Annotated in this window: 18 protein-coding genes; 9 read left to right on the top strand and 9 right to left on the bottom strand. The window is 42.9% G+C overall.

The window, feature by feature from the left end:
- Positions 1 to 10: 10 nt before the first annotated feature.
- A complete protein-coding gene (locus ACNKW2_RS02970; protein WP_281547215.1) occupies positions 11 to 334 on the bottom strand; it encodes a helix-turn-helix domain-containing protein in 324 nt (107 codons plus the stop codon).
- Between the two features lie 96 nt (positions 335 to 430).
- Between ACNKW2_RS02970 and ACNKW2_RS02965 the strand changes: the two genes are divergently transcribed.
- The 4 genes from ACNKW2_RS02965 to ACNKW2_RS02950 all read left to right on the top strand — a co-directional run bounded on the left by ACNKW2_RS02965 (position 431) and on the right by ACNKW2_RS02950 (position 4,198).
- A complete protein-coding gene (locus ACNKW2_RS02965) occupies positions 431 to 691 on the top strand; it encodes a transposase (RefSeq protein WP_419147223.1) in 261 nt (86 codons plus the stop codon).
- Positions 692 to 1,065: 374 nt separating this feature from the next.
- A complete protein-coding gene (locus ACNKW2_RS02960) occupies positions 1,066 to 1,470 on the top strand; it encodes a hypothetical protein (protein WP_419147222.1) in 405 nt (134 codons plus the stop codon).
- A 190-nt stretch (positions 1,471 to 1,660) separates the two neighbouring features.
- Entirely contained in the window at positions 1,661 to 2,155 is a 495-nt protein-coding gene (locus ACNKW2_RS02955) for a hypothetical protein (protein WP_419147221.1), read from the top strand.
- Between the two features lie 543 nt (positions 2,156 to 2,698).
- A complete protein-coding gene (locus tag ACNKW2_RS02950) occupies positions 2,699 to 4,198 on the top strand; it encodes a reverse transcriptase domain-containing protein (RefSeq protein WP_419147220.1) in 1,500 nt (499 codons plus the stop codon).
- Between the two features lie 392 nt (positions 4,199 to 4,590).
- Here ACNKW2_RS02950 and ACNKW2_RS02945 read toward each other — a convergent pair whose 3' ends face one another.
- The 6 genes from ACNKW2_RS02945 to gorA form a co-directional block, all read right to left on the bottom strand.
- Positions 4,591 to 5,514 carry a hypothetical protein gene (locus ACNKW2_RS02945; RefSeq protein WP_419147219.1) on the bottom strand — a complete coding sequence of 308 codons (924 nt, stop codon included), beginning with the start codon at positions 5,512 to 5,514 and terminating at the stop codon, positions 4,591 to 4,593.
- 272 nt (positions 5,515 to 5,786) lie between these two features.
- Positions 5,787 to 6,257: a hypothetical protein gene (locus tag ACNKW2_RS02940; protein WP_419147218.1), complete on the bottom strand. Its 471-nt coding sequence runs from the start codon at positions 6,255 to 6,257 to the stop codon at positions 5,787 to 5,789.
- A complete protein-coding gene (locus tag ACNKW2_RS02935) occupies positions 6,254 to 8,308 on the bottom strand; it encodes a hypothetical protein (protein ID WP_419147217.1) in 2,055 nt (684 codons plus the stop codon). Before ACNKW2_RS02935 ends, ACNKW2_RS02940 begins: the two co-directional genes overlap by 4 nt.
- Complete coding sequence (locus ACNKW2_RS02930) at positions 8,305 to 10,068, bottom strand: hypothetical protein (protein ID WP_419147216.1); 1,764 nt, start codon at positions 10,066 to 10,068, stop codon at positions 8,305 to 8,307. Before ACNKW2_RS02930 ends, ACNKW2_RS02935 begins: the two co-directional genes overlap by 4 nt.
- Positions 10,058 to 11,383 carry a tyrosine-type recombinase/integrase gene (locus tag ACNKW2_RS02925; protein WP_419147215.1) on the bottom strand — a complete coding sequence of 442 codons (1,326 nt, stop codon included), beginning with the start codon at positions 11,381 to 11,383 and terminating at the stop codon, positions 10,058 to 10,060. Before ACNKW2_RS02925 ends, ACNKW2_RS02930 begins: the two co-directional genes overlap by 11 nt.
- Positions 11,384 to 11,481: 98 nt before the next feature.
- Positions 11,482 to 12,843 carry a glutathione-disulfide reductase gene (gene gorA / locus ACNKW2_RS02920; RefSeq protein WP_419147214.1) on the bottom strand — a complete coding sequence of 454 codons (1,362 nt, stop codon included), beginning with the start codon at positions 12,841 to 12,843 and terminating at the stop codon, positions 11,482 to 11,484.
- Positions 12,844 to 13,035: 192 nt separating this feature from the next.
- Between gorA and prlC the strand changes: the two genes are divergently transcribed.
- The 4 genes from prlC (at position 13,036) to ACNKW2_RS02900 (ending at position 19,271) form a co-directional block, all read left to right on the top strand.
- Positions 13,036 to 15,075 carry an oligopeptidase A gene (prlC, locus tag ACNKW2_RS02915; protein ID WP_419147213.1) on the top strand — a complete coding sequence of 680 codons (2,040 nt, stop codon included), beginning with the start codon at positions 13,036 to 13,038 and terminating at the stop codon, positions 15,073 to 15,075.
- Positions 15,076 to 15,191: 116 nt separating this feature from the next.
- Positions 15,192 to 16,343 carry a response regulator transcription factor gene (locus ACNKW2_RS02910; RefSeq protein ID WP_419147212.1) on the top strand — a complete coding sequence of 384 codons (1,152 nt, stop codon included), beginning with the start codon at positions 15,192 to 15,194 and terminating at the stop codon, positions 16,341 to 16,343.
- A 96-nt stretch (positions 16,344 to 16,439) separates the two neighbouring features.
- A complete protein-coding gene (locus ACNKW2_RS02905) occupies positions 16,440 to 17,195 on the top strand; it encodes a class I SAM-dependent methyltransferase (protein WP_419147211.1) in 756 nt (251 codons plus the stop codon).
- Between the two features lie 153 nt (positions 17,196 to 17,348).
- Complete coding sequence (locus tag ACNKW2_RS02900) at positions 17,349 to 19,271, top strand: methyl-accepting chemotaxis protein (protein ID WP_419147210.1); 1,923 nt, start codon at positions 17,349 to 17,351, stop codon at positions 19,269 to 19,271.
- A gap of 130 nt (positions 19,272 to 19,401) precedes the next feature.
- Here ACNKW2_RS02900 and ACNKW2_RS02895 read toward each other — a convergent pair whose 3' ends face one another.
- The gene (locus tag ACNKW2_RS02895) at positions 19,402 to 21,528 is read right to left on the bottom strand and encodes a S8 family peptidase (protein WP_419147209.1); all 2,127 of its coding nucleotides are present in this window, start codon (positions 21,526 to 21,528) and stop codon (positions 19,402 to 19,404) included.
- A 578-nt stretch (positions 21,529 to 22,106) separates the two neighbouring features.
- Between ACNKW2_RS02895 and ACNKW2_RS02890 the strand changes: the two genes are divergently transcribed.
- The gene (locus tag ACNKW2_RS02890; protein ID WP_419147208.1) at positions 22,107 to 23,294 is read left to right on the top strand and encodes a BaiN/RdsA family NAD(P)/FAD-dependent oxidoreductase; all 1,188 of its coding nucleotides are present in this window, start codon (positions 22,107 to 22,109) and stop codon (positions 23,292 to 23,294) included.
- A gap of 12 nt (positions 23,295 to 23,306) precedes the next feature.
- Here ACNKW2_RS02890 and ACNKW2_RS02885 read toward each other — a convergent pair whose 3' ends face one another.
- Positions 23,307 to 23,957 carry an alpha/beta hydrolase gene (locus tag ACNKW2_RS02885; RefSeq protein WP_419147207.1) on the bottom strand — a complete coding sequence of 217 codons (651 nt, stop codon included), beginning with the start codon at positions 23,955 to 23,957 and terminating at the stop codon, positions 23,307 to 23,309.
- Between the last annotated feature and the right edge of the window lie 12 nt (positions 23,958 to 23,969).

Genomic DNA, 23,969 nt, shown 5'->3' with positions numbered 1-23,969 from the left:
GCTGAACTTACTAATTTGGTGAGGTCTTTTGTTTGTTTTCCAATTCACTTAGTAACTTAGTTTTTTCTTGTTCAGTTAACAGTTCAAATAAAATAACAAACTTGGCCATTTCATCGCTTTCGCAAAAGAAGTAGTTTAGCGGAACACCCAGCTCTTCAGCTATTCGTTTTAATGTTTGCAGATCAGGTGTATGCCTGCCTTTTTCGTAATGATTCATACGCCCACTCGCAGAGCCTGGCTCCAGGCCAATTCTAATTCCCAAATCTCGTTGAGAAATATTTGCTCTTGTCCTAGCTTCTTTAAGCCGAATTGGGAGGGGGTTAATAAAATCCAAAGGTAAATCATAATAAAAAGCTGGTACTTAGATTCTCTAAGCTTTACTCTATCATGTATACTTAGGAATCCTAAGCTTTGATCGGGGAATATGAAAGTGAGTAAAACTTACTCAAGTGAATTTAAGTTATTGGCGACAAAAAGAGTACTGTCCGAGGGAGAGCGAGTAGCTGATGTAGCGAAAGACTTGGAGGTAGGCCAAAGCACGTTATATGCTTGGATCAAAGCGGCTAAACAAGATGACAGCTTAAACGGTAGCTTGGTCGTTAAATCATTAAAACAGCGCCTCGAAGAAGTGTCAAAAGAGCGTGATATCCTTATCAAGGCTGCGTCAATATTTGCCAAAGAGCTGTACTGAACTGAGATTATTGTTTAAGTTTCTGACTACTAGATAATTATAAACTTATTTCTTGGGTTGCCTTAACTCATTTGAATATACCTCCTCTAACCTTGCAACCAGCTCCACATGCCGTGTAGGCGAATCTCCTGCTATTTAGAGTAACTATCTGCTTTTTATTTCGTGTGCCGCACAAGGCGGCTGCACTCGCTAAGTGGGTATATCCTTGATACTAAAAATTAACACTTGTAGAACAAGGCAGGATTGTTTAACAATGAGTAGATAACATTAATTCGAGCTCAATTTGACAGTACTAGAAGCTAAGTCACTAAATAAATGTGAATTAGTCTGTCTCGCTCATGAGTGCATAACGGCACTAATTTAAGGATATTTGCATGATAGAAATGTTGATGGATCACAAAGAGTGGATTTTTAGTGGTATTGGTGTAGTTCTCTTGGCGTGGCTCGCAAAACTGAATGTGATTAGTCTTTTTTATCTGGAAAGTCACACTGCAAATAATATGAACATTGATCTGCGTCCAAGACATAAACCTTTCGAGTTATGGCTGGATGGGTTGCCCAAGTTTAAACTTTGGTTGCGAGGCGCAAACTTCAATCCGTTTGATATCACGATAAAGCAAATAACTATTGAGTTTAACTATGGCGGTGTGGATGTTAAATGTGACAACTTCATACATAGGTGCATAGTCCCTAGATTATCTTTTAACGATGTTATTCTTGTTGAAGGCAATTTGACCGCTGAGCAAGCAGATCATATTGCAGGTTTGGAAAATGGGTAAAGTTGCCATGTAAGCATTAAAGCCGTTTTAAAAACTCCCACCAAAGAAATCACTTATGAGCATAACTATATGGATGGTATTGAGCCGGCTCTTGTAAATGCTAATGGCCGTAAAGATAAAGTTCGGAAAAAATCTACGCTTGCAGAAGTTGAAAGTGTGAGAGTGTAGCTAATCATCGGAGAAATTGTGCATGGTAGAGTTAATACAGAAACTAGCGTCAATAGATGAATTGGAAACATGGAAGCTACATTGTCAAGGATATAGTGCTCAAGATAAGAAAGTAGCATTTCAAACAGCTCAACCTCTGTGGGTAAAACGAAAAGCCTCTGAGGGAACGCTATATTTACACCCTGAAGTGATTGGCCAGCTTCGCGATCAAAACTGGATTCCGAATGATCTGCAACTGCGTATGATATGGGCAAGTGTTTTAGCGTCAGCAGAAGGTCTTGACAGTAAAGTTCGTTTTAGATCAATTAAAGCTAGTCTGCGAAAAAGATATGGGCATGATTGGTGGGAAGATGTTTACCACCGGCAAAAGTCTGCATTTGCAGCCAAAGAGCGTATTCGTAAACAATCAGCTGAAAATGGTTTTGCAATTAATACGCTGATTGCCAATACTCATTTATTTAATGGAGCAATGAAAGATCAGGTCAAAGCAGCATTGAGCATGATACCAAAGAGTTAAAATTACATGGCAAGCACAAAGCTCTAATTCAACACTCTGGAAAGTACTTTTAAGTGAACAAGTTTTAACTTAATTTGTCGGATTCGCTAAATAGGAATTTATTAAATTGGGCCTGTTCAGTGCCAGGAGCATCAGCGTAACTCGCCTCTGCCCCTAAACGAGTTAAAAAATCAACAACTCTGACCCCATTGATTCGAGAATTAAAAATTAACGCGGAAATTAGAAATTAACGGAAATTAACATGGACACCCACCTCAATTTTTTCAGTGTCAACAATTTAGCCTTTTAATAGAGGTGTTAACTGGCTTTTTACATTATTGATTGATTTAAATGAACCTTAGTGTATATTTTCAATAAGTTTCCCATGGAAACAACGGTGTTGCCTTCTGTCAGTCAGCGATGATTGATCTTCAGCTGTGAAACTCACACTGATGGGGGTGGAACGTCAAACTTTCATCAACCAAGTGGTAACTTACTTTTACTTGGGTATTATACCGTGGAAAGGCTCGAGCTAGCGCTCGGGCTTTTTTGTATGAGGAATATATGAGCTTAGAAAAGCATTTAGCAAGCATTATTAAAGAAGAGGCTGAAAAGCTGATTGAGAGATATCATGAGTATCATAACCGCTTGCATTTGGAACATGAGAGAAACCAAAAAAGGCTTGGAATCTCTGCTCCTCCAAAGATAGTGCATAAACCAGACTACTGGTCTTTGGACAAAAAGTTTAACCCCTTTTATGTTCGAAAAAAGCATAAAAGTATCGCCAGATCTATAGCGAAAAAGATAGAAGCACGCACATATACCCCAAACCCTCCTCACATTAAAATTGTCCCTAAATCTGATGGCGGGGAGCGAAAAGTATCTATCTATCAAATTTCTGATGCAGCAGTATCTAAGTTGTTCTTTAATCGCTTGTTAGCAAAAAACAAGCACAGATTCAGCTCATTTTCATATGCTTATAGAAATGACCGAAATGTTCACTTTGCAATTCAAGACATATCTGTTGACTTAAGAAGGAATGAACGCACTTTTCTAGCTGAGTTTGACTTCTCAGACTATTTTGGTTCGATATCACATGATTACCTAGTAAAACAGTTTGATCAAAATGGTTTCTTCATTAGCCCAGAAGAAAGATACATAATTAAGGTTTTTTTAAAAGACCGTTCTGTAGGTATCCCACAGGGAACGTCTATTAGTTTATTTCTTGCAAATCTAACGTGTTGGAACTTTGACTCTGATTTAGAGAAGGAAGGTGTTAAGTTTTCCAGATACGCGGACGATACGATCGTGTGGACTCCAGACTACTCAAAAATATGTAATGCTTTTGGCTTGATAAACCGTTTTTCAAACGATGCGGGTGTAAAAATAAATGCAGCTAAATCTGAGGGTATCTCATTACTGACAAAAGAAGACTTTCCTTCAGAAATATCGGCTAAGAGTAGCTTAGATTTTCTTGGCTATACCCTTTCTGTAGATAATGTTTCGATCAAGGATAAATCTGTACTAAAAATTAAAAAACAGGTTTCCTATATCTTATATCGTAACTTAATTCAACCCTTGAAGCAGAACTCTTTAGCTGGACAGAAGATCCCTGCAAACGACAGGGATATAAACTTTCTCAGTGCTATGATGCAGATTCGTCGATACATGTACGGTGGTTTAAGCAAGAAGCAAATCAAGGATTACTTGTCTGGTCGTACCAAGCGCATTTATTTCAAGGGGGTGATGAGTTTTTACCCCCTTGTTAATGATACTAAACAACTGACAGAGCTTGATGGTTGGTTATTATCAGTGATCTATCGTTCCGTTCAGCTGAGGGAACAGTTGCTGCGTGTGAATTGGAACTATAATCGCTCACATAGTTTTCCATTTAATCAATCACGAGAACAATTACTACTTACATGTGCTAAAACTAAAATTCGCGGTAAGTATTTACTAGAAATTCCAAGCTTTTTATTGATACACCAAGCACTCAAAAAGGGGCTGTTAGAGTCTGGCATCGAAAAAGTAATGAACCCTGACTCTCTGAATTACGATTACTGATAGAAGTCAGTTTATGGGGGAGTTACAAGTTAACAATCTGTTTAAGAGTGATTCGCAACGCCTGGCATTTTTGCTATGCGTTTTATGTTTAAGGTGGCCTGCGGGAACTCCGGTATAGCGTTGCTCACACCTCTACAAGGCGTTAACCATACTTAAATTAATCAGAATTGCCACGGGATACAAACCAAATTCTAACTCAGAAATGTCCAAAAGAGTGTTAGATCGTCTGCTATTCTCTTTCTCGACGTTGAGATATTGCCAAACTTTAAAAAAGCGAGGAATGAACCCTCGCCAAAATTAACTCTATCAATTAGCACATAATTGCCAATCAGTTGGATTCTATACTTATTAGTTGATACTGTTAGCTCAGCTCTTAGTTACTACAGTTTAAACTATTGATACGTTGTTTTTTGTTTGAAGCAGAAGTAATTATTTGCAGGTTCAAGTACGTCGAACATTTTATCACCTACCTTTTCCCTCCATTCTATTTGGGAGCTATGTTCTCTAGAATAATTGCTTGAACCTAACTTGTATGCAAGAAAGCCTGCAGTATTGGTTGAACATTTAGCACCTAAGATCACTCCCAAGATCAGATGGTCAAGATTGTTTCCTTGTGTTTGCCAGTCCCAATAAGGTCGGATATCGTTGGCTCGACTTTCGAACAATAAGTTATCTTTAGGTACAAGTGCGATAGTTCGCATTTCTTGTTCTTCACTGAATGACTTATCTTTCCATTTTGCGATGTCCGCGAGAAATTTAAAAAGTTCCTCTGCTTCCGAAGCAGAGAGATTTCGTAAATTTACGATTCCTTCACTGCGAATGTTTAGCTGATTTAGGAACTCTTTGTGGTTGTTAATAATTTGCGTGCAGTAATGATCTAGATCCGTATATTCACAGTCCTCAAGCTGTGTGAATACAGGCTCTCGAAATATCGAATTATTCGGTGAATCAAACAATTTAACGGCAGGAAAAAGTCGACCATTTGACTCGCTAGCTAGCTCCCATGTATTGGTTGAGAGAGCAATAGCTGCACCTCTACAGTCATCACCGTAAAGCCTCATTTGAGCGAGCGAGTCACAAGTCTTTGACACGCAAAAGAAAGCAAGCGAATAACTCGCGTTTAGAGTCTTGTATAAGTCAGTTAGCATCGTTTGCATCTTAGGTTCAAGCTCTTTTAGTTTTTCATATGCTCGCACAAACTCACCAAAATCATTTAAAAAACGGTGGTCTGTAAATCTTAGAGTTCTATGTTTAACTATTCCTTCCAAGCCCTTCGTTGTTGTGTAGTGATATACATATTTTGTGTTTTGTGGCATCTGTAATATATCCTTTTATATGTGGCTAAAAATTAACTCATTTATTCCTTTTAACTTTTCGTTTTAGATAATTTGGAACGGCTATGAGTAACTTGCTTTGAGTAATAAAAAGCCGTTGATAAAGATTGAATTTAGGCTGTTTTTACACATATTTCTAAGTTTTGTCCTACAACAATTGTTCATCGCTGTTTTGGCGTTACTACCGCCCACCATTGGCACAAGAGTGTAGTCAGATTTAGTTGCGCTTTACCAACCAAATCTGACTGGTTAAATTAAGATTTCATTGAGTTGATCGAAGTGATCTTGCTTCTTTTAAACTCGACCAACTCAGCTTTTAAGCTTTCGTTTTCAAACCCTAATTCATCAACTCTAGCTAGTGCTTGTACTAACTTATCATTGAGGTGGTGCTGCGCTGCGGCAAACAAAGCTAGCTGTTCTTTGGCAGTTTCATACTTCTCTTTATAGTTTTCCTTTATCCGCTTTTGCTCTCTAAGTTTCGTGCGAACAGCATCAACCTCAGGCAGCAAAATTTCACCTTTCTCAGATGCAATATCACTTTTAACTTGTTTTACCTTTTGAACGAATTCAGGGTAGTAATAGCCACTACCATTACCTAAGTTAGCTTCTTCTTCAATCGCTCTCACACTCATTTTTCGAGTTGTAGGAATGCGTTTAGGGTTGCCAGTGAGTATGCGTTCCAGCGCTGCTTCTAGTGCGATTAGGGTATTTTCACTTTTGCTCATGTGTTTTTTATCCTTAGGTCAGGTTCAAATGCAAATGGCTCGAACGGCATATTGAAGTCGCTCATCACGCTCTCAGCAGCCCTTATTTGTGTAATGAAATGGCTTTTCTCTGTGACTGAAATATCTTCTTCTGATTTTAGGTAGTTTAATAGGCTGACGTGTTTTCTCTGCCACCACTTGGCTTGTTCCTCGTCTATTATGCTACCTTGGCTTGAGCAATCGACACAGAATTGTGGCATTACAATGCCATCCATATCGCAGTTATAGCCATTTTTACAATAGCTATGTGCAGTTCCATGCAAAGTCAAAAGCCCTTTTTTAACTGCCTCATAGATTGTTTCCCACGAGCTGTAAACATGGGGTATATCATCGCGCATTTTAACAATTGCTTTTCCAAAAGAGCCGGATAAAGACTCATCAGAGTGCCATTGCTGAAAAATTTTTTTCGCAACCATTTCGTTGCTTGCGGCATCAAGCGCCTGTTGCACTTTCTTATCTACAGAAAGATCTAAAAGAGAAGCAAGTTGGCCACCGTTGGTATACCACTCAGTCATCGCAAGACGTAGGTGTTTGAATTGCTGTTTTATGGCGACCTTCGTTCCAAGCCGATGTTTAATTGTGTAATAGGCGAGCGAACGCCTAAATTGGTGTGTGGATAGGGGCCAGGGCTGACCAATAATGACGCTGGTTTTTATTTTGTTCGTTGAATTGGGGTTAGACTGAATACACTCTTTGTAATCTTCGTCAGTTACAACTAAGTCAAAATGTTTGCAAAAACGTTTTAGCCTTCCGGGCCAAGTGGTAATGAGGCATGGTTTCTTTGACCGTAAAATCTGATTACACCATAAAGTATTTTGGTAATCTGGGTGAGGATAATCAATTTGCTCTCGCCAGATTTTGGTTAACTCACTGGCAAGTTGAATCGCAACTTTTGCAACAGGAGCTGTAATCCAAGTCTCTCTTTTCTCACCAAGTTTAAATGTGCCGGATTGAAGAAAGTGAAAATCACGCTTGTTAAAAGAATCTTTGTAGTAGCTATTACTGGATAGCTTCTCTAGTTCAGAGTCACGCATACCAGAAAATGCTCCACATACGATATAAGACGCCGTAATTAACTGCCCATAATACCGCTGAAAGTCATGCCCATTCCTAATTTTTACATCTGGAATTAAATTTGTGAGCGGTGAAATAATTGAGCTTACCTCTCGCGGGAGGTAGTCCGCTATAGCCGTTATATATTTACGTTGGTCTACAACTTCACCTTTACGATTTACGCAGGTTAACTTGGCCCCATTTTGAATTTTTGTATCTAGAATCTTTTTAGCTGCATCATAGTTTTTCTGCAGTTGGAATTCTGTGCTTGCAATCAGCTCTTTATACATGAAGGCATCTTCTACTAACTTTATAGCTTTTCCATAAATCACATCGGCTAGACGTTCAGGTATTACAAGAGTTTGCTGAAGCGTTCTCTCACTCATATTCTTGGCTAGCGATACAGCTTCCAGCTTTTTAGCAAAGCCAAATGAAGCCCTTAGCCAAGGTTCTAATTCAGTTGCTTTGTTAATGGCAACAAATATAAGTTCTAGACTCCTTTGGCTGTAATTCTGCCTTACCAGATCCAACTTAAAGTCCTCAAAATGAGCTGTATTTGCCAGGTATGAAAGAGATTTTGCGTTTACTTCTTTTAAGAAACGATAAGCTGCTTTAATTTTATAAAGCCTTTGTTCTACGGTGGAAAATTTTACTGCTATGCCGATTACACTTTTGTTATAAAGCCAGCCAAATACGAGTGTCTTTAACTCTAGCTGGAGTTCCGGGGTATCATTCCATTCTGTAAAATTTAAGTAACGTTTAGCTTTACTCTTAGAATATGGAAGCAAGTCCCACACGTCTTGTTCAAAACGCGCAGTAACTTTCCCGTTTAAATCTTCACAAACGACTAAATGGTTTAAAGTTTCCCAGTCTTGCTTATCTATTAGGTCAATAATGTCGAAATCGTCGATTTTATTACCATTTTCAGATGTTGAGAAAAGCATGTTCAGTTTATTCATCTCGGTATAGCTCCAAGCTCTAAATCTGGTGGGGTGTTAGATAGCAGGTTTAAGATACTGCTAGGGTCATCCCACATAGGGTGGGGCCCATCCATATCTAGTTTCTGCTCAGCTTGCTTTAAAATATCTTTCTTAACCTTTGGTAATATTTTCGCGGAAATAAATTCCAAAACAGGTCCAAAATTGTTTCGAAAATGCTGATTATTCAAGTGTAAATACTGCGATTCCTCTATACAGGACTTGAATGACAGTAGGCACCAAATGTCACTTACGGACTGCACAATCACCTGCTCAGGACATCCAAAGCACTTAAGTAAATCTGCACATGCAAGCTTTTCTCCCTCTTTGAATAAGCCGTGTCGCCTTATCTTTCTATTAAATAATTCAGAAGCACTGCCAAAAGGGTTGGCACAACTTATACCGTTGGGGGTTCTTGATAGATTTGGAAGGCTAATCTTCTGCTCTTGCTCAATGGCTAAAACTTCGATACCCAGATTTAGTTGAGCCGTTTTTGCATTCTGTCTATGTTGCGCTTGATGTTGGCGAATAGAAGCAACATCCTGCATCATCGCGTTATTACTGAATTTGTTGCCTGTTGAATAATGTCTTCTGCGAGTTTGAGGGTTGTTATCTAGAGTGATATCGCGTGCTAATTCACCTTGATAAGCCTGTGTTATAATTGAACCTGTCTCTCTAAATCGACTTACAATAGGTTTCAGGCGCCGCCCTGTTTGATCTACAAAGTTAAAGTGAACTTGTAACCAACGACGGTTGAAGTCTTCTAATGTCGTATTTGTAACGGGTCGCAATTTTTTATATGCAACGGTTTGAAATAATGGAGCATCTTTGGAGCTATCTATTGTCCTAGATACTTCAAGCAACCTATCAAAAAAAGCTAAACAATACTTGGGCACATCAAGATAATCGTGCTCACCGATTTCGACGTGAACCATTTTAAAGCTGCGCCGCTTGAAAGCTGGCATGGTGTACCACTTTTCACCAAATGAAGTTGATGCTTGGGTTGGTCGTCGTAACTGCAGTAGAGTACCAGTATTGGAATACGTATAATAACTCATTAAAAAAGCAGCAGCGCACATCATCTTAGAGACTCCCGCACTCAGCTGATAAACTTTTCCTTTCCACTCGAAATTCATAGTGGGGACAGTATTATGGCCTCGCAAATGGACATCAGGATCAAGTAAAAATTGCTCTGAAGTTTGATTGAAAAGTTGTCGTAAAAAAGGCAATAACTGATTTAGGTCACTTCTGGTATAAGCTTCAAAGGGTGACAATTGATCTTTCCCTGCAGTTGGTATTCCTAAAAACCATTTTATAGGTAACTCTAGGTGATTCCTAAAAACGACAAACAAGTTAGATCTTTTGCGCGTATACGTAGTGTTCTTTATTTTGCCTCGTATTACATCTTTAAGAAGCGCTGAGAAATATCCCTCTATTGACTCTTGTGTGAAGGCTTCAACGTGGTGCTCATCACACCATTTCAGGTAATTTGTTAGGCTGTAAAATAGGTGATAAAGAGTTACTTCTGATACCCCTTCGTTCAGCTCACTTTTATACCTATCTTTCAATGCATAAATATATTTATCACGGTTTGCTCTTTTAAAACCGTGACCGCTCTGTATGAGTTTGGTGGGTGGTATTCCGATATAAAAAAGTCTATTGAAATCGCAAAAGCGAACGTGATTCGCGACCATCTTTATACACAGTTCAGGATCCCACTTTAGTGCCTCTCTATAGCTCATCGTCATTTCCCAGTGCTCCGTGCATGATGGTGTCTAAAATTCCGAACTTGGCTTTAAAGACGTCTCGCCGTTTCAAGAATTTCAAGTACTTCCAAGTGGTATTTTCGCTATTATGGCCCATCCAACTCATCAACAGCTCTAAAGATTCAGTGGTTCCTAGCCCAGCCTCTAATAAATCATTTAGTCTGTAAGTTCCGTAAGTCGCTCTCAGGTCATGAAACTTGTGTGTAAAAGAGGTGTCATGCCTTTGCATGCTAGCGCGTAATTCAAGCCATCTAGAGCTGATAGTTTCTCGAGTAACTGGGTTGCCTTGCTGGCTTATGAATAATGGTTCATGGCGCTCACAATGTTTGAGCGAATCTATGAATTGATGTGTGCCAGATATTTCCATATCTGAGATCTGCTTTAACTTACGATAGAGCTTATTAGCCCGACGGAGTCGCCGTTCTGATATCTGATACTCTTGTAATACTTTGAGTAGTTCTATGGAAATTTCAACGGTTCGTCTTTTTCCAAATTTGGTTTTCACGCCATTAGATTGTGGACATAGTGTAACTTCAAACCTATGGCAGCTTTCTGCAACTGGGTAGGCCGTCTTTAGTGCTCCTAAGCTGAAACTGGCTACTTCTTCAATTCTCATTCCGGTATCTAATGAGAGAAGCACTTGTAGTTTTAGTTCAACAGGAGTTTTAAACAGAAATAAGGTTAGTGTTTCTATCGAACTTTGACTTAGAGGTGATAAAGGCCTGATGTTTTGAGAGCCACTCTGTTTGGGAACTTTTATCCGAAGGTCACTGGTTTCAACTGTAAATTTTGGCCTCAAATGTGCGAACATACTTTGATTCTGTACTTGGACAAATTCAATTTTAAAAGGTGCTTCCTGCTCACTGTTAACTACCAAATAGCGTTCATGTATTGCCCATAGGTAAAAGCTCTTAACTTGATTGATATACGCATTGGCTGTGCTGTGCGCGAGCTCCCCAGATTTCACTGCTGAAAGTAAATAGGAGCGAAAAAGGTAGGTAGGTTTTAGTCTTTTAATAGGAGGGAAGTGATCCCAGTCAAGCTTCTCTTCTTCTAGAAATTGATAATACTTGAGAAGCGCTCGGCTACAGGGACTGAGATCTTTTGCTTTTTTGACTGTCTTCAAATAGAAAAGGTAGCTGTTTGGCTCAATTAAAAATTGGCCACTTCTTGAAAAAAAGGTAGGCAGTGACCCGATGTTGTTATCAATGGGTATGCAGTGGTAATACCCTTCGTCAAAATTTAATTTTGTATTTCTAAATACATTACTTGAGTTTATTAACTGAACCATTTATTTACCTAAAAAGTTGAACCATCTAAGCCGGTTTGACTTAGATGGTAAATGTTAACCTTCCAGATTTATAAACGTGTGACAGTATATTTTCTACACTAACCCTTCATAGTAACGAATTCTTCAGAGCCGGTAGGGTGGATCGCCACAACGGCGTCAAAATCGGCTTTAGTGGCGCCCATTTTCATCGCTACAGCAAATCCTTGGATCATTTCATCGACCGTGAAGCCAATGCCATGGAGACCGACAACTTTTTCTTCGGGTCCGGCGCAAACTAGCTTCATACGGCAAGGCTGACGGTGTTGTGTTAGCGCTGTGTACATTGCCGCAAAGGTGGAGTTGTACACTTTAATGTTGTCTTTACCGTATTTAGCCTCGGCTTCAGGCTCAGTCAGGCCAATAGTACCAATCGGTGGGTGACTAAATACCACGGTTGGCACTAGGTCGTAGTCCATTTTCGCTTCTGGTAATTCTGGGTTAAATAGGCGCTCTGCCAGTAAGCGACCTGCTTTTACTGCCACTGGGGTGAGCTCAATGCCACCTTCCATAATATCACCTAAGGCATAAATGCCTTTGGCGGTGGTATTTTGCCATTCGTCGACTTTAATGTGGCCACTTGGAGTGGTTTCCACATCGGTGGCTTCAAGGTTAATTTTATCCGTCACAGGCTCGCGACCAATGGCCCAAATCAGCTTATCTACGGTGTAAGATTCGCCATTTTCTAGGTGGAGAGTCACTGAGCCATCGTCTTCTTTGGTGACTGACTTAGGCACGGCGTGGGTATGTAAAGTTGGACCTTCTTTTTCCATCACCTCGGTTAGGGTTTCTACTAACACAGGATCAAAGTTACGCAGTGGCGCGTGTTTACGTACGAACAAGTGCGTTTCTGTGCCTAGGCTATGTAATACCCCGGCAAGCTCTACGGCAATATAGCCAGCACCCACAACAGCAACGCGGCGCGGCTGTTCGGTTAGCTCGAAAAAGTCGTTAGAGTCAATGCCGTGCTCGGCACCTGGAATATTAGGAATGGTTGGGCGACCACCAACGGTAATATTAATGTGGTCCGCAGTGTAGTGTTCACCGTTCACTTCAATGGTGTTGTTATCAACAAATTTAGCAAAACCATTGATCACCGTTACGCCGTTACTGGCGAGGTAATTATTGTAGCCTTTGTGAATACGGCCAATGTAAGCTTCTCTGCTTTCTACCAGTTTGCCCCAATCAAAGTTTTTTAGCTCAACGTCAAAGCCATAGTCTGGGGCATACAGTTTAATTGCCTCGGCAACTTGGGCGCCATGCCACATTGCTTTTTTTGGTACGCAGCCGACATTAACACAAGTACCACCTAAGTGCTTTGCCTCTACTAGCGCTACTTTAGCGCCACGCATTGCCGCTCGGTTTGCGGAGGCAATACCGCCGCTGCCGCCGCCAATGGCAATATAGTCGAAATGTTGAGCCATAAAAATTCCTCACCAATTATTTGTTTTGCTTTTGCTTCACTAACCTTACTACAAAGAGGATACAAAAGTTCATCGTCTAGTCTATTAGATAGTGACCAATATAACGCAAAAATTCATTCAGATACTTGTAAATGCGGTCAGTCATCCCTATTTCAAGCTTCTAAGTAGAGTAAAAAGAAAACGAGTGTGCCCATGAGTAACCCATTAATCGCGCTGGAAGGATTACCTCCTTTTTCTAAGATTAAGCCTGAACATATTGTCGACGCCCTAAAAGCCGCCATTGACCACTGCCGTGAAACGATTGACGAAGTGCTAAAGCAGCCTACTTACAGTTGGGATAATTTTGTTTTACCGCTGGAGGAAGCAGACGACAAATTGGCGCGGATGTGGTCGCCTGTGTCTCATATGCACTCGGTGGTAAACTCAGAGGCATTGCGTAAAGCTTACGATGAGTGTTTACCGCTTATTTCTGAATACTCCACCTTTGTTGGTCAACATCAAGGGCTTTATGAAGCCTATAAAGCCATTAAAGAATCGGATGACTTTGCTCACTTAACCTTGGCGCAGCAAACCTCGATTGATAACGCCTTCAGAGATTTTCAATTGTCTGGTATTGCCTTGGCCCCTGAGCAACAAAAGCGCTTCGGTGAGATAAGTGCACGGCTATCAGAGCTGGCGTCAAAGTTTGGAAATAATGTCATGGATGCCAATCAAGCATGGCACAAGCACATTACTGATGAATCGCAATTGTCGGGTTTACCTGAGTCGGCGCTGGCACTGGCTGCCCATACGGCTGAGGCCAAAGGTCTGGATGGCTGGGTCTTCACACTGGATATTCCATCTTATTTGCCATTAATGATGTATGCCGACAACCAGGTATTACGTGAAGAAGCCTATCGCGCGTATGTTACCCGCGCTTCCGATCAAGGCCCCAATGCCGGTGAGTTTGATAACTCAAAGATCATGCACGAAGAGCTGACGTTACGCCATGAGCTGGCGCAGCTATTGGGCTTTAGCAACTATGCTGAGAAGTCATTGGCAACCAAGATGGCAAAAAGCCCAGCTCAAGTATTTGAGTTCTTGAACGATTTGGCCGCTAAGTCAAAGCCTCAAGCGGAGCAAGAAGTGGCTGAGTTACGTGCCTTTGCTAAGCAAGAGCACGGTGTTGAAAGCCTGAAGCCATGGGATTATGCCTATTATGGTGAAAAGCTAAAACAAGCGAAATATGCCATTTCAGACGAAGAATTACGCCCGTATTTCCCTGAACACAGAGTATTGTCAGGCCTATTTGAAACCGTTAACCGTTTATTTGGTATTACAGTAAGCGAAGTGGAGGGGGTTGATACCTATCATCCTGATGTTCGATTCTTTGCTATTCATGATGGCAATGGTGAGCTGCGCGGTAACTTCTATCTTGATCTCTACGCCCGTGAACACAAACGCGGTGGCGCTTGGATGGATGATTGTATGGGCCGTAAAGTACGTGCCAGTGGCGAGTTGCAAACCCCAGTTGCCTATCTGGTATGTAACTTTAATAAGGCCGTTGGCGATAAGCCCGCGCTCTTTACCCATAACGAAGTAACCACCTTATTCCATGAGTTTGGTCATGGTATCCACCATATGCTAACTCAAGTGGATGCTGCTCCTGTGGCTGGTATCAATGGCGTTGCGTGGGATGCCGTTGAGCTGCCAAGTCAGTTCTTAGAAAATTGGTGCTATGAAGAAGAAGCATTGAATTTCATTTCTGGCCATTATGAGACGGGTGAGCCATTACCCAAAGAGATGCTTGATAAGTTATTGGCAGCGAAAAACTTCCAATCGGCCATGCAAATGCTAAGGCAGCTTGAGTTTTCATTGTTTGATTTCCACATTCATGCCGACTTTGACCCGACGCAGCCATGTCAGATCCAAGCGACGTTAGATGCGGTACGAGAACGCACTGCGGTGGTGAAAGCACCAGAGTTTAACCGTTTCCAGCATGGTTTTAGCCATATATTTGCTGGTGGTTACAGTGCTGGCTACTACTCATACAAATGGGCTGAGGTGCTGTCTGCGGATGCTTTTTCGCGCTTTGAAGAAGAGGGTATCTTTAACGCCGAAACCGGCCGCGATTTCCTTGAGCATATTTTAGAGAAAGGCGGCTCGGAGGCACCCATGACTTTATTCACGCGCTTTAGAGGTCGTGAACCCAAAGTCGACGCCTTATTACGCCACAGTGGCATCGCCGCATAACCGCTACAAGAAGCGCTCTATTTAGAGCGCTTTTTTTTGCTCAACTTCTGCTTTTGGCTAGCAAAATTGGTTTCTCTGTCTATCCTATAAAGATATGAATTATTGGGGAAATTCACATGACTAAACTGGTTCTCGCCATTGACGATGACAAACTTGTGCATCACATCATTGATGAAGCACTGTCGGGTAGTTGCAAATTGCTGCATGCTAAAAATGGTGATGAAGGGCTGCGGTTAGCGCAAAAGTACCATCCAGACATTATTCTGCTGGACGTGGAAATGCCTGGGATCTCCGGTTTTGAAGTGTGTAAACAGTTGAAGCAACATGCCAATATCAGCGAAATTCCGGTGATGTTTTTATCTTGCCGTGCCGATATATCGGAGCGGATGCGGGGATATAATGCCGGGGCCGCCGACTACATCGTTAAACCCTTTGATGCCGAAGAATTACTGGCACGGATTAAAGTGCTCGACGACTATCGCAAAACATCGCTACAGTTAAAACAAGACGTGCAACGGGCACAAACCACTGCTGAAATCGCCATGATTGACTCGGGCGATATGGGGCGCATTATGCGCTATGTGGGCCAGTCTTATCATGCCCACGATCTCAATACTTTAAGTAATTACTTTCTTGAGTTTTTTATGCCCATGGATCTCGATGTCGCGGTGGCGTTTTGGTATCACGATGAGGCAGTGTTCTTCTCCAGTGAAGGGGCTATCCAGCCCATAGAGCAAGAGCTATTTGAGAAAAACCGTGGCGACAGTCGTTTTGTTGATTTTGGCCCGCGCACCATCATTAATTACCCCAAAGTATCGCTGCTGATTAAAAATATGCCAGTGGATGATATGGCGGTTTATGGCCGTTACAAAGACTTATTTCCGCACCTTTTAGAGGCCACAGACGCTAAGCTAAAAGACATGGAGGTCAGTGAACAAGCACTTAAACAAGTGGAGCAAATTGGCCAAGTGTTTGCGGAGTTAAGCGATCATCTCACTGGAGTGGGCGATCATTACAGTAACAAGGTTGAAGAATTTCAAAGTATTATCAACAGCGATAAGCTTAACGCACTAAAAAGCAGTGATGCTGAACAACTGAAAGAGCTGTATGAACACTTTACCTACCTCAGCGATGAGTTGGCCATTGTTAAGTTCCGCTTAGGTGAGGTCACCGAAGTGCGACAACAATTAATTGAGAGCTTAAACAAAATAGCAAAACCTTGGCAGGAAAGTGACGTGCCCAGTCAAAATGATATTGAGCTATTTTAAATCATGTGACTGCACGCCAACATCGATACGGTAGGCGCAGACAGCATCTAATGAACTGTGTATACTGCCTGCGGTAATTATGTTTGGGAGTCGCGCTTGTTTATCCACACGCCTTTTACAGAAAATCGCCCCTATCTCGATAACATCACACAACGATTTAAGTTGTCAGAATTACACACTGACGACTCACTGTTTCGTTTAGTTTATGACGAACTAGGTCTGCAGTTACTGAAACAAGATGAGCCGAAGCTAGGCGCGATCCGAGTCGACTTTGTCACAGGTGCAGTTGCGCATCGGCGTAAGTTTGGTGGCGGCAAAGGTCAAGCCATTGCCAAGGCAGTGGGGTTGAATAAAGGGGCAATACCTACGGTATTAGATGCCACCGCCGGACTGGGGCGCGATGCCTTTGTGTTGGCCTCCATGGGTTGCAAAGTGGTATTACAAGAGCGCAACCCAATTGTTGCGGCGTTACTGTACGATGGCTTAGAGCGCGCCTATCAAGACGCCGAAATTGGCGAGTGGGTAAAAGACTGTATGCGTTTAGAGTATGGTTCGAGCCACGACCTGCTTACTCAAGCACAATGGCAGCCGGATGTGGTGTATCTTGATCCTATGTTTCCCCACCGCGACAAGTCGGCGCAAGTTAAAAAGGAAATGCGGGTTTTTCAGCACCTGGTTGGCGATGATCCCGATGCCGATGGCCTATTGCCCAATGCCCTTAAGCTGGCCAGCAAGCGGGTAGTGGTAAAACGCCCTGACTATGCGGGTTTTCTCAATGATAAAACCCCTAGTATGCAGATAAAAACCAAGAAAAACCGCTTTGATGTTTACGTCAATGCGGCGATGAAATAAGCAAAGTGAGTGTGGTTTTTTAAATGTCTAGATGGCTATCATCATAAAGTCGTATTTTTCCTACAGTTCCTAAATTAGAGAGTCACTTTAATCAGATTGTCATAAATTCTTAATACTCTGTACGGCGTATGGAAAAATTAGGGTTGTGATTATATGCGTGTGTCTACTTTTACTCGATTGCTGGCTATCTTACTTGCTACTGCCAGTGTTTTTCTTGCTATCAGTTTATACTGGGCTAGCCAAGTACTGACTGAGTTAGACACTCAGGACAATGCCTATAACCAAGTTAAAAATGCAGTGATCATTGAGTTAGAAGGCACCATTGAAGACTACCTCAGTGCTGGCGATAGCCAGTACCTTGGTCAGGCTGAAGAGCAGATCACCGCGTTACAGCAAAAAGCGCAATTACTTCCCGCCGACATTGCTTCACGATTAACTACCCAGCTGGAACAGTTGCAAAGCGATATTAGTGGTAAATATCGCGCGCTAGGCAAGTTATCAGGTAACGAACTGGCATTACTCGACAATGCTTTACGGCAAATGTCGGGGTCGGCATCAAGCTTGGTGAATTATGCCAATGAAGCTGAGCAACAAAACGGCAGTGGCCAGTATTTTCGTTTGGCTGCCGATTACTACAGCGAAGTGTCTAACCTCAGCCTCTACACCTATAAATTGGTGATGGAATACGACCAAGCTGTTGAGCAAAGCTTGATGTCGAGTCTAAACCGTTTAAAAACCATTTCACAACAAATTGACCAGCTGCCAAACCTTGGTTTAATGACTGAGGTGGATGAAGATGAGCTGTTTTTTGGTGCTGAACCTGAAGACAAAGCATTAGAAATTAAAGCCGAGTTGGTGAGTTGGCCGAAACGCTTTGCTCGCGACCTCAGTAATACTTTAGAGCAATCAAAGCAGCGTCAAGCGGGAATGCTAGCACTGCGAGGCGATATTAAAGCAATCTCACAGCGTATTCTCGATGCCGAGTCATTATTGAAACAGCAGCAAGGTGAGGTAAAAGAAAACGTCTTTATGTTGTTTGGCGTGGCCATTGGGTTATTGGTACTACTGGCTGTAGGGGTTTATTTAGTGCAGTTTAAACAAGTACTGACGCCACTGAGACAGCTTCGCGATGGCTTTGCGCAACTTATTGAAAGTAATGAGCTGCGCAATATCGAAAGTAAAAATCAAAACACTGAAATTGGTGAAATAGCCAGTTATTTCAACCAGCTGATTGAGCGCCAGCGTGGCGAAGCCGATGAGCGAGCTGAGATGCTCACCATGATCAGTGACTTTATGGCAGAAATGAATCGCAACTTGGCAGAAATATCAGCGCAAGCCGGCAATACCTTTGAACAAGTGGAGCAAAACCAGTCTCAACTCGACTCATTGCGTACTTTGGGTGCCGATGCCAATCACATTAATTGCCAAGTTGCCGATAATGCCAATCAAACTTTTGAGGCAATGAATCAAAGCGTTGCCTACGCCGACTCCATGCTCAGCGCTTCATCTACAACCCAGCAACGGGTAGAGCAGGGATTGGATAGCCTTAATGAGTTACTGACTGGGGTGTCCGATGTTAGCAATGTGATTGACATGATAAGCTCCATCGCAGAGCAAACCAACTTATTGGCTCTAAATGCCGCCATTGAGTCAGCACGTGCTGGCGAACATGGTCGTGGCTTTGCTGTGGTGGCCGATGAAGTGCGGAAATTGGCACAACAAACTCAAGCATCGTTAACCGATATTCATAAGCAGCTTGATGCTCTGAGTGATAACTCTAACAAGGTTTCCACGCAAATATCGGCTCTTGCGGATGAAGCACAGCAACAAACCACCCATGCCCAGGAGCTTAAACGTAATTCAGAAGGGGTCGCAGAGAGCGCGCAAAGCGCCAATCAAGTGGCCGCTCATGCCATGGAGCTTGCCAACCAACAATCGGATCTGCTCGATACCTTTGGTCATGCTATGGACAATATGAAAGGGCAAGTGAACAGCTCACATCAGCAGGTGCAACAAATTCAACAAAGCTTAAAAGAGAAAATGCATGAGATCCGCAGTACTCTCGGGCTAGCGTAATCAGGTAGGCAAAAACACTAGCTAACAACCGTTGCCTCAATAACTGGATGAAAAGGCCATAAAAAAGGCCGCGTTAGCGGCCTTAAATTGGGGAACATAGGCCACACGTCAGGCCTATTATGTCATTGAGTTATGGCTTGTACTGCGCGTCTAGTGTAACACCAGAGAACGTTCTGTAAGCATTGATGCTTAAGTGCCAAGTACCTGCTTGTGGATTAGTGAAGGTACAAGTTTCGTTGTTGCCATTTTCATACGGACGACAGTCGTAGCTGCTTGACGTTGGCTGTGAGCCAAACTTAACGAATAAGTCGCCATCACCTGTGCCACCAAATGTCTTCACAGTGAAGTCGCTCATGCCTTCTGGCACCTCAATGGTGTAGTGTTTCCACTGACCACGAGATGCTGAAATATCTTCAACTGTGCCACCGCCAGCTTGCGGAGTACCAGTGCTAGATTCAGTTGTAGTCGCCACTAAGCTAACACCAGAGTATGCTTGGTAACCATTGATCATGACATGGTAAGTACCTGCTTGTGGTGCGTCAAAGCTACAAGTTTCGGTGTTACCGCCTTCATATGGACGACAGTCGTAGCTGCTCGCAGTTGGTTGGCTGCCTTGTTTAACGTAAAGGTCAGCATCACCCGTACCGCCGCTCATAGAGAAAGTAACATTGCTCTTGCCGGCTAATACTTCAAAAGTGAAGAACTGATCGCTGCCTGCTGAGCCGCTAAGGCCAGTTTTAGCCACACCGTCTTCAAGTTCATTGCCAGTTGGTGGCGTAACAACATCACCAAGAGCTGCATCAATAGCTGCAGACGCATCAACAACACCGGTACCACAGCTCGAGCAAGTGCCTGCAAATGCTTTGGTGGTATTTTTTAGGATAGATTCAATTTCATCTGGTGTCGCAGTTGGTTTTACTTGCTTGATTAGCGCAGCAACACCGGCAACGTGTGGTGCAGCCATAGAAGTACCTTGTGAGTAGTGATAGCTATCACTCACTGGTGCATCTGAACCTGAGTTGTGGGTAGACAAAATACCTTCAGGGTCGTTAGCGAAGCTTTGAGCACCACCAGGGGCTGCAACATCGATGTTAGAGCCGTAGTTTGAGTAGTAAGCACGGCTACCATCGCGGCCTACAGAAGCGACATTGATGATGCCACTACAGTTACCCGGGTTATAATTTGCTGAGTTATCGTTATCGTTACCTGCAGCGATGACAATCGCAGCGCCATTATTACGCGCTTGATTAATGGCATTTTGTGTAGTTGAGCTACACGCACCAGAACCACCTAAGCTCATGTTAATAACATCAGCTGGGTTAGCGTTAGCTGGCACGCCAGAAACCGAGCCACCTGATGCCCAAATGATACCATCGGCGATATCTGAAGTTAGACCACCACACTTACCTAGCACACGAACAGGTACTACTTTAGAATCATAAGCAACACCGGCAACACCTTCACCATTGTTGGAAACCGCTGCTACGGTACCTGCAACGTGTGTTCCGTGCCAGCTTGAGTTTCTAGCACTATGGCTGTATCCACACTCGTTTGCAGAAACGGCATCACCTGGATCGCGGGCATCGCTATCACGGCCGCCACCGTCATTGGCTACAGAAATGTCAGAGATCATGTCGTAGCCAGGTAAAATGTTAGCGTTTAAGTCTGTATGTGGACGGTAACCCGTATCCAGTACCGCAACTACAACGCCACTACCGGTTGCTTTATCCCACGCAGCTGGCGCATTGATCCCCGCCGCTGATTCGAAATAGTGCCATTGATCGCTGTAACGCGGGTCATTAGGTGTGGCAAACGGCTGTAGCATTTGGTCGATTTCAATGTACTCAACATTGCCAGACGCCATTACTTCGTCCATAAACGTTTGCGCTTCAGCTGCTGAGAGCTTTTTGTTTGCACGCATAACGTGATGGTTGCTCAGTGCCATTGGACGCACATATTGTGCAGTAGCATTGGCTTTCGCGCTCTTAAACCCTTTAACAAAGCTTTCAGCACGTTGTTGCATCTTAGCTGGAGCCATATCTGTTGATGATAGGCTCATGGTTTGGAAGTTATTATCTTTGTATTTAATGATGAACTGCGTGCTCTGAGTGTTTTGATCTGACAGCTTTTTAGCTGTTGCTGCTAGTGCAGTGTTGTTCATGGTCTCAGTTGGTGCCGCGGTTGCTGCTGTTGCAGTAAATAGTGTGCTTAGTGCAACACTAAGCGCTGCACGCTTAAAATTTTTATTGATTGTCATAATGTTTCCCTAGTTTCTAACTTGTTGTTCAGCTGTTAAAAAAAAGCTGATGGCTACTGAAAGTAAACGTTGCGTTATAAAAAAGAAAGCGCTGTTTTGTTATTTGCACTAATGATTTGGTTATATAGAGATGTATATATGTCTTTTTATTTTTTGTAAGGTGCTGATTAATATAGTTAAGTTTCATTTTTGTGGCTGGGTGGGTAAGTTTTTATTACAATGTAAATGACTGTAAACAAAATGGCTTTAATAGAGTTTCCCCACTAAAAACTCTTTCACTCTAGTTTTTTGCTAGTCCTAAAGTGTTGGTTTTTATTCTGTGATTAGTTATTAATGGTTTGTTTTGGGGCGTTAATATGGCTACAGTGTTAATTGTTTTTACATCCATCCATTTGTAAATGGCAAGTTGCAGCAGAGGGCTTGCTGTGAATTGTGGCATTATCTGGGTATAATTCGCTTTTGCTTTAATTTTTGTAGCGGATGCCTATTTAGTCAGTGGTTCGCTTTTTAAAGTCACGACATCAAAACGGCATTGGTAGGCAAGGGGCCAAATAATAGTGGGTGGTGAGAATAGATATATGCAGCAGCTAGATGTCGTTGTTATTGGCGCAGGCGCCGCGGGGCTAATGTGTGCAGCACAAGCAGGCTATCGCGGTCGCAAGGTGGCGGTTGTTGATATGGGCAAAAAGCCTGGCCGTAAAATTCTTATCAGTGGCGGCGGACGCTGTAACTTTACCAATGAAAACGCGTCGCCGAGTAATTACCTCTGTAAAAACCCCCACTTTGTGAAGTCGTGTCTCAGTCGCTACAGCCAACATGATTTTATCGAACTGGTAGAGCGACACGGGTTGCAATATCACCACAAAACACTCGGACAGCTGTTTTGCGATAACAGCGCGCAAGACATTGTCGATATTTTACTGACTGAATGCCAGTGGGCCGGAGTGGATGTTCACCTGCGCCAAGAAGTTGTGTCAGTAGAGCAAACGGAAGACGGCCGATATCTGGTTAACACCAATACCCAACGCTTTAATTGTGAGTCCTTGGTGGTTGCCTCTGGTGGATTAACGATGCCGAAACTCGGTGCTACACCAATAGGGTATAAAATTGCCGAGCAATTTGGTTTAAGCGTGTTACCTACCACCGCGGCGTTGGTGCCCTTTACTCTGCATGAGCATGACAAAGCACGCTTTGATGGTTTGTCGGGGATCAGCATCGACAGTCTTGTTACTAGCGAGAGCGGAGTGCAATTTCGAGAAAATATCTTGTTTACCCACCGCGGCCTTTCTGGTCCTTCGATTTTGCAAATCAGCTCATTCTGGGAAGCAGGAGAGTATGTTAGTATTAACTTACTCCCTGATGTGAATGTTACAGAGCAATTGCATCAGTGGCGAACGGAGCAGGGGCAAAAGAGCTTGAAGAACCTACTTTGCACCCTGTTGCCTAAGCGTTTTATTGAAGCGCTGATTAACGATGGCAGTATCCCGGATAAAAATGCCAACCAGCTTAGCCACAGTGAAATCGACCTACTAGCAACAACACTCACGCAATGGCAAATAAAGCCCAATGGCACTGAAGGCTACCGAACCGCAGAAGTCACTTTAGGTGGTGTGGATACTGACGAGTTAAGCTCAAAAACCTTTGAAGCTAAAAAGCAAAAAGGCCTGTATTTTATTGGTGAGGTCACCGATGTAACCGGTTGGCTCGGCGGTTATAACTTCCAGTATGCCTGGAGCTGTGGCTGGGCCTGTGGGCAGGCTTGTTAACTAAACAATCACTTAGCGCGATTTCAGCCACTCTTTAACTGGGCTCAACCACTGCTCCTGCGGTAAATAAAACGCGCCATGCTCTTTACCGGTGCTAATGGCTATTTCGCTAAAACTGCTTATTGCAGGGCTTCGGGCTTGCACAAAATCGCATGAGCCTACGCTATCTGAGGTTTCATAAATAGAAAGCACATTGCCGAACAGCTGTAGGTCGGCGTGGCGTTTTACTAGGCCAGCGCAGCCGGCCAAAATCACATAATTCATTTGTGCGTTTTTAAGCTTATCGCTGGCCATAATGGTTAACGCACCACCGCGAGAAAAGCCTACTAAGGTAATATTTCTAGCGGCAACACCAGCATCTAACAGCCGCCCAACGGTGCTTACGAGTGCGTCGCGGTGCAGGTGTGGAGCGATATTCGCAGCACGATGCTGAGCGATTAATGTGTATGACTCATCGGCAAGGGCTTGCTTAATTGCCGGAAAGTCATAGGTGCCAAAGCGCTGATGGACTGGCTTTGGGTTATCCCCTTCGACAATAAAACCATGAGAATAAAACACGTATTTTGCACTGGGATCAATCACTTCGGGTAGTTCTATTTCGCTCGGGTTGGCGCTTGCGGTGGCGCTTAATAGCGCGCTTAAGAAGGGGAGTAAGAATTTCATATTTTTATTTTT

Origin of the sequence: Pseudoalteromonas 'SMAR' (genome assembly GCF_048515945.1) — a bacterium.
GTDB lineage: Bacteria > Pseudomonadota > Gammaproteobacteria > Enterobacterales > Alteromonadaceae > Pseudoalteromonas.
The sequence above is the reverse complement of the archived record's forward strand: the minus strand, read 5'-3'. Positions and strand labels throughout refer to the sequence as shown.

Coding starts and splice junctions, on each gene's coding strand:
- ACNKW2_RS02960 (WP_419147222.1), top strand. CDS start 1,066: ATGATAGAAATGTTGATGGATCACAAAGAGTGGATTTTTAGTGGTATT.
- ACNKW2_RS02955 (WP_419147221.1), top strand. CDS start 1,661: ATGGTAGAGTTAATACAGAAACTAGCGTCAATAGATGAATTGGAAACA.
- ACNKW2_RS02950 (WP_419147220.1), top strand. CDS start 2,699: ATGAGCTTAGAAAAGCATTTAGCAAGCATTATTAAAGAAGAGGCTGAA.
- ACNKW2_RS02945 (WP_419147219.1), bottom strand. CDS start 5,514: ATGCCACAAAACACAAAATATGTATATCACTACACAACAACGAAGGGC.
- ACNKW2_RS02940 (WP_419147218.1), bottom strand. CDS start 6,257: ATGAGCAAAAGTGAAAATACCCTAATCGCACTAGAAGCAGCGCTGGAA.
- ACNKW2_RS02935 (WP_419147217.1), bottom strand. CDS start 8,308: ATGAATAAACTGAACATGCTTTTCTCAACATCTGAAAATGGTAATAAA.
- ACNKW2_RS02930 (WP_419147216.1), bottom strand. CDS start 10,068: ATGAGCTATAGAGAGGCACTAAAGTGGGATCCTGAACTGTGTATAAAG.
- ACNKW2_RS02925 (WP_419147215.1), bottom strand. CDS start 11,383: ATGGTTCAGTTAATAAACTCAAGTAATGTATTTAGAAATACAAAATTA.
- gorA (WP_419147214.1), bottom strand. CDS start 12,843: ATGGCTCAACATTTCGACTATATTGCCATTGGCGGCGGCAGCGGCGGT.
- prlC (WP_419147213.1), top strand. CDS start 13,036: ATGAGTAACCCATTAATCGCGCTGGAAGGATTACCTCCTTTTTCTAAG.
- ACNKW2_RS02910 (WP_419147212.1), top strand. CDS start 15,192: ATGACTAAACTGGTTCTCGCCATTGACGATGACAAACTTGTGCATCAC.
- ACNKW2_RS02900 (WP_419147210.1), top strand. CDS start 17,349: ATGCGTGTGTCTACTTTTACTCGATTGCTGGCTATCTTACTTGCTACT.
- ACNKW2_RS02895 (WP_419147209.1), bottom strand. CDS start 21,528: ATGACAATCAATAAAAATTTTAAGCGTGCAGCGCTTAGTGTTGCACTA.
- ACNKW2_RS02890 (WP_419147208.1), top strand. CDS start 22,107: ATGCAGCAGCTAGATGTCGTTGTTATTGGCGCAGGCGCCGCGGGGCTA.
- ACNKW2_RS02885 (WP_419147207.1), bottom strand. CDS start 23,957: ATGAAATTCTTACTCCCCTTCTTAAGCGCGCTATTAAGCGCCACCGCA.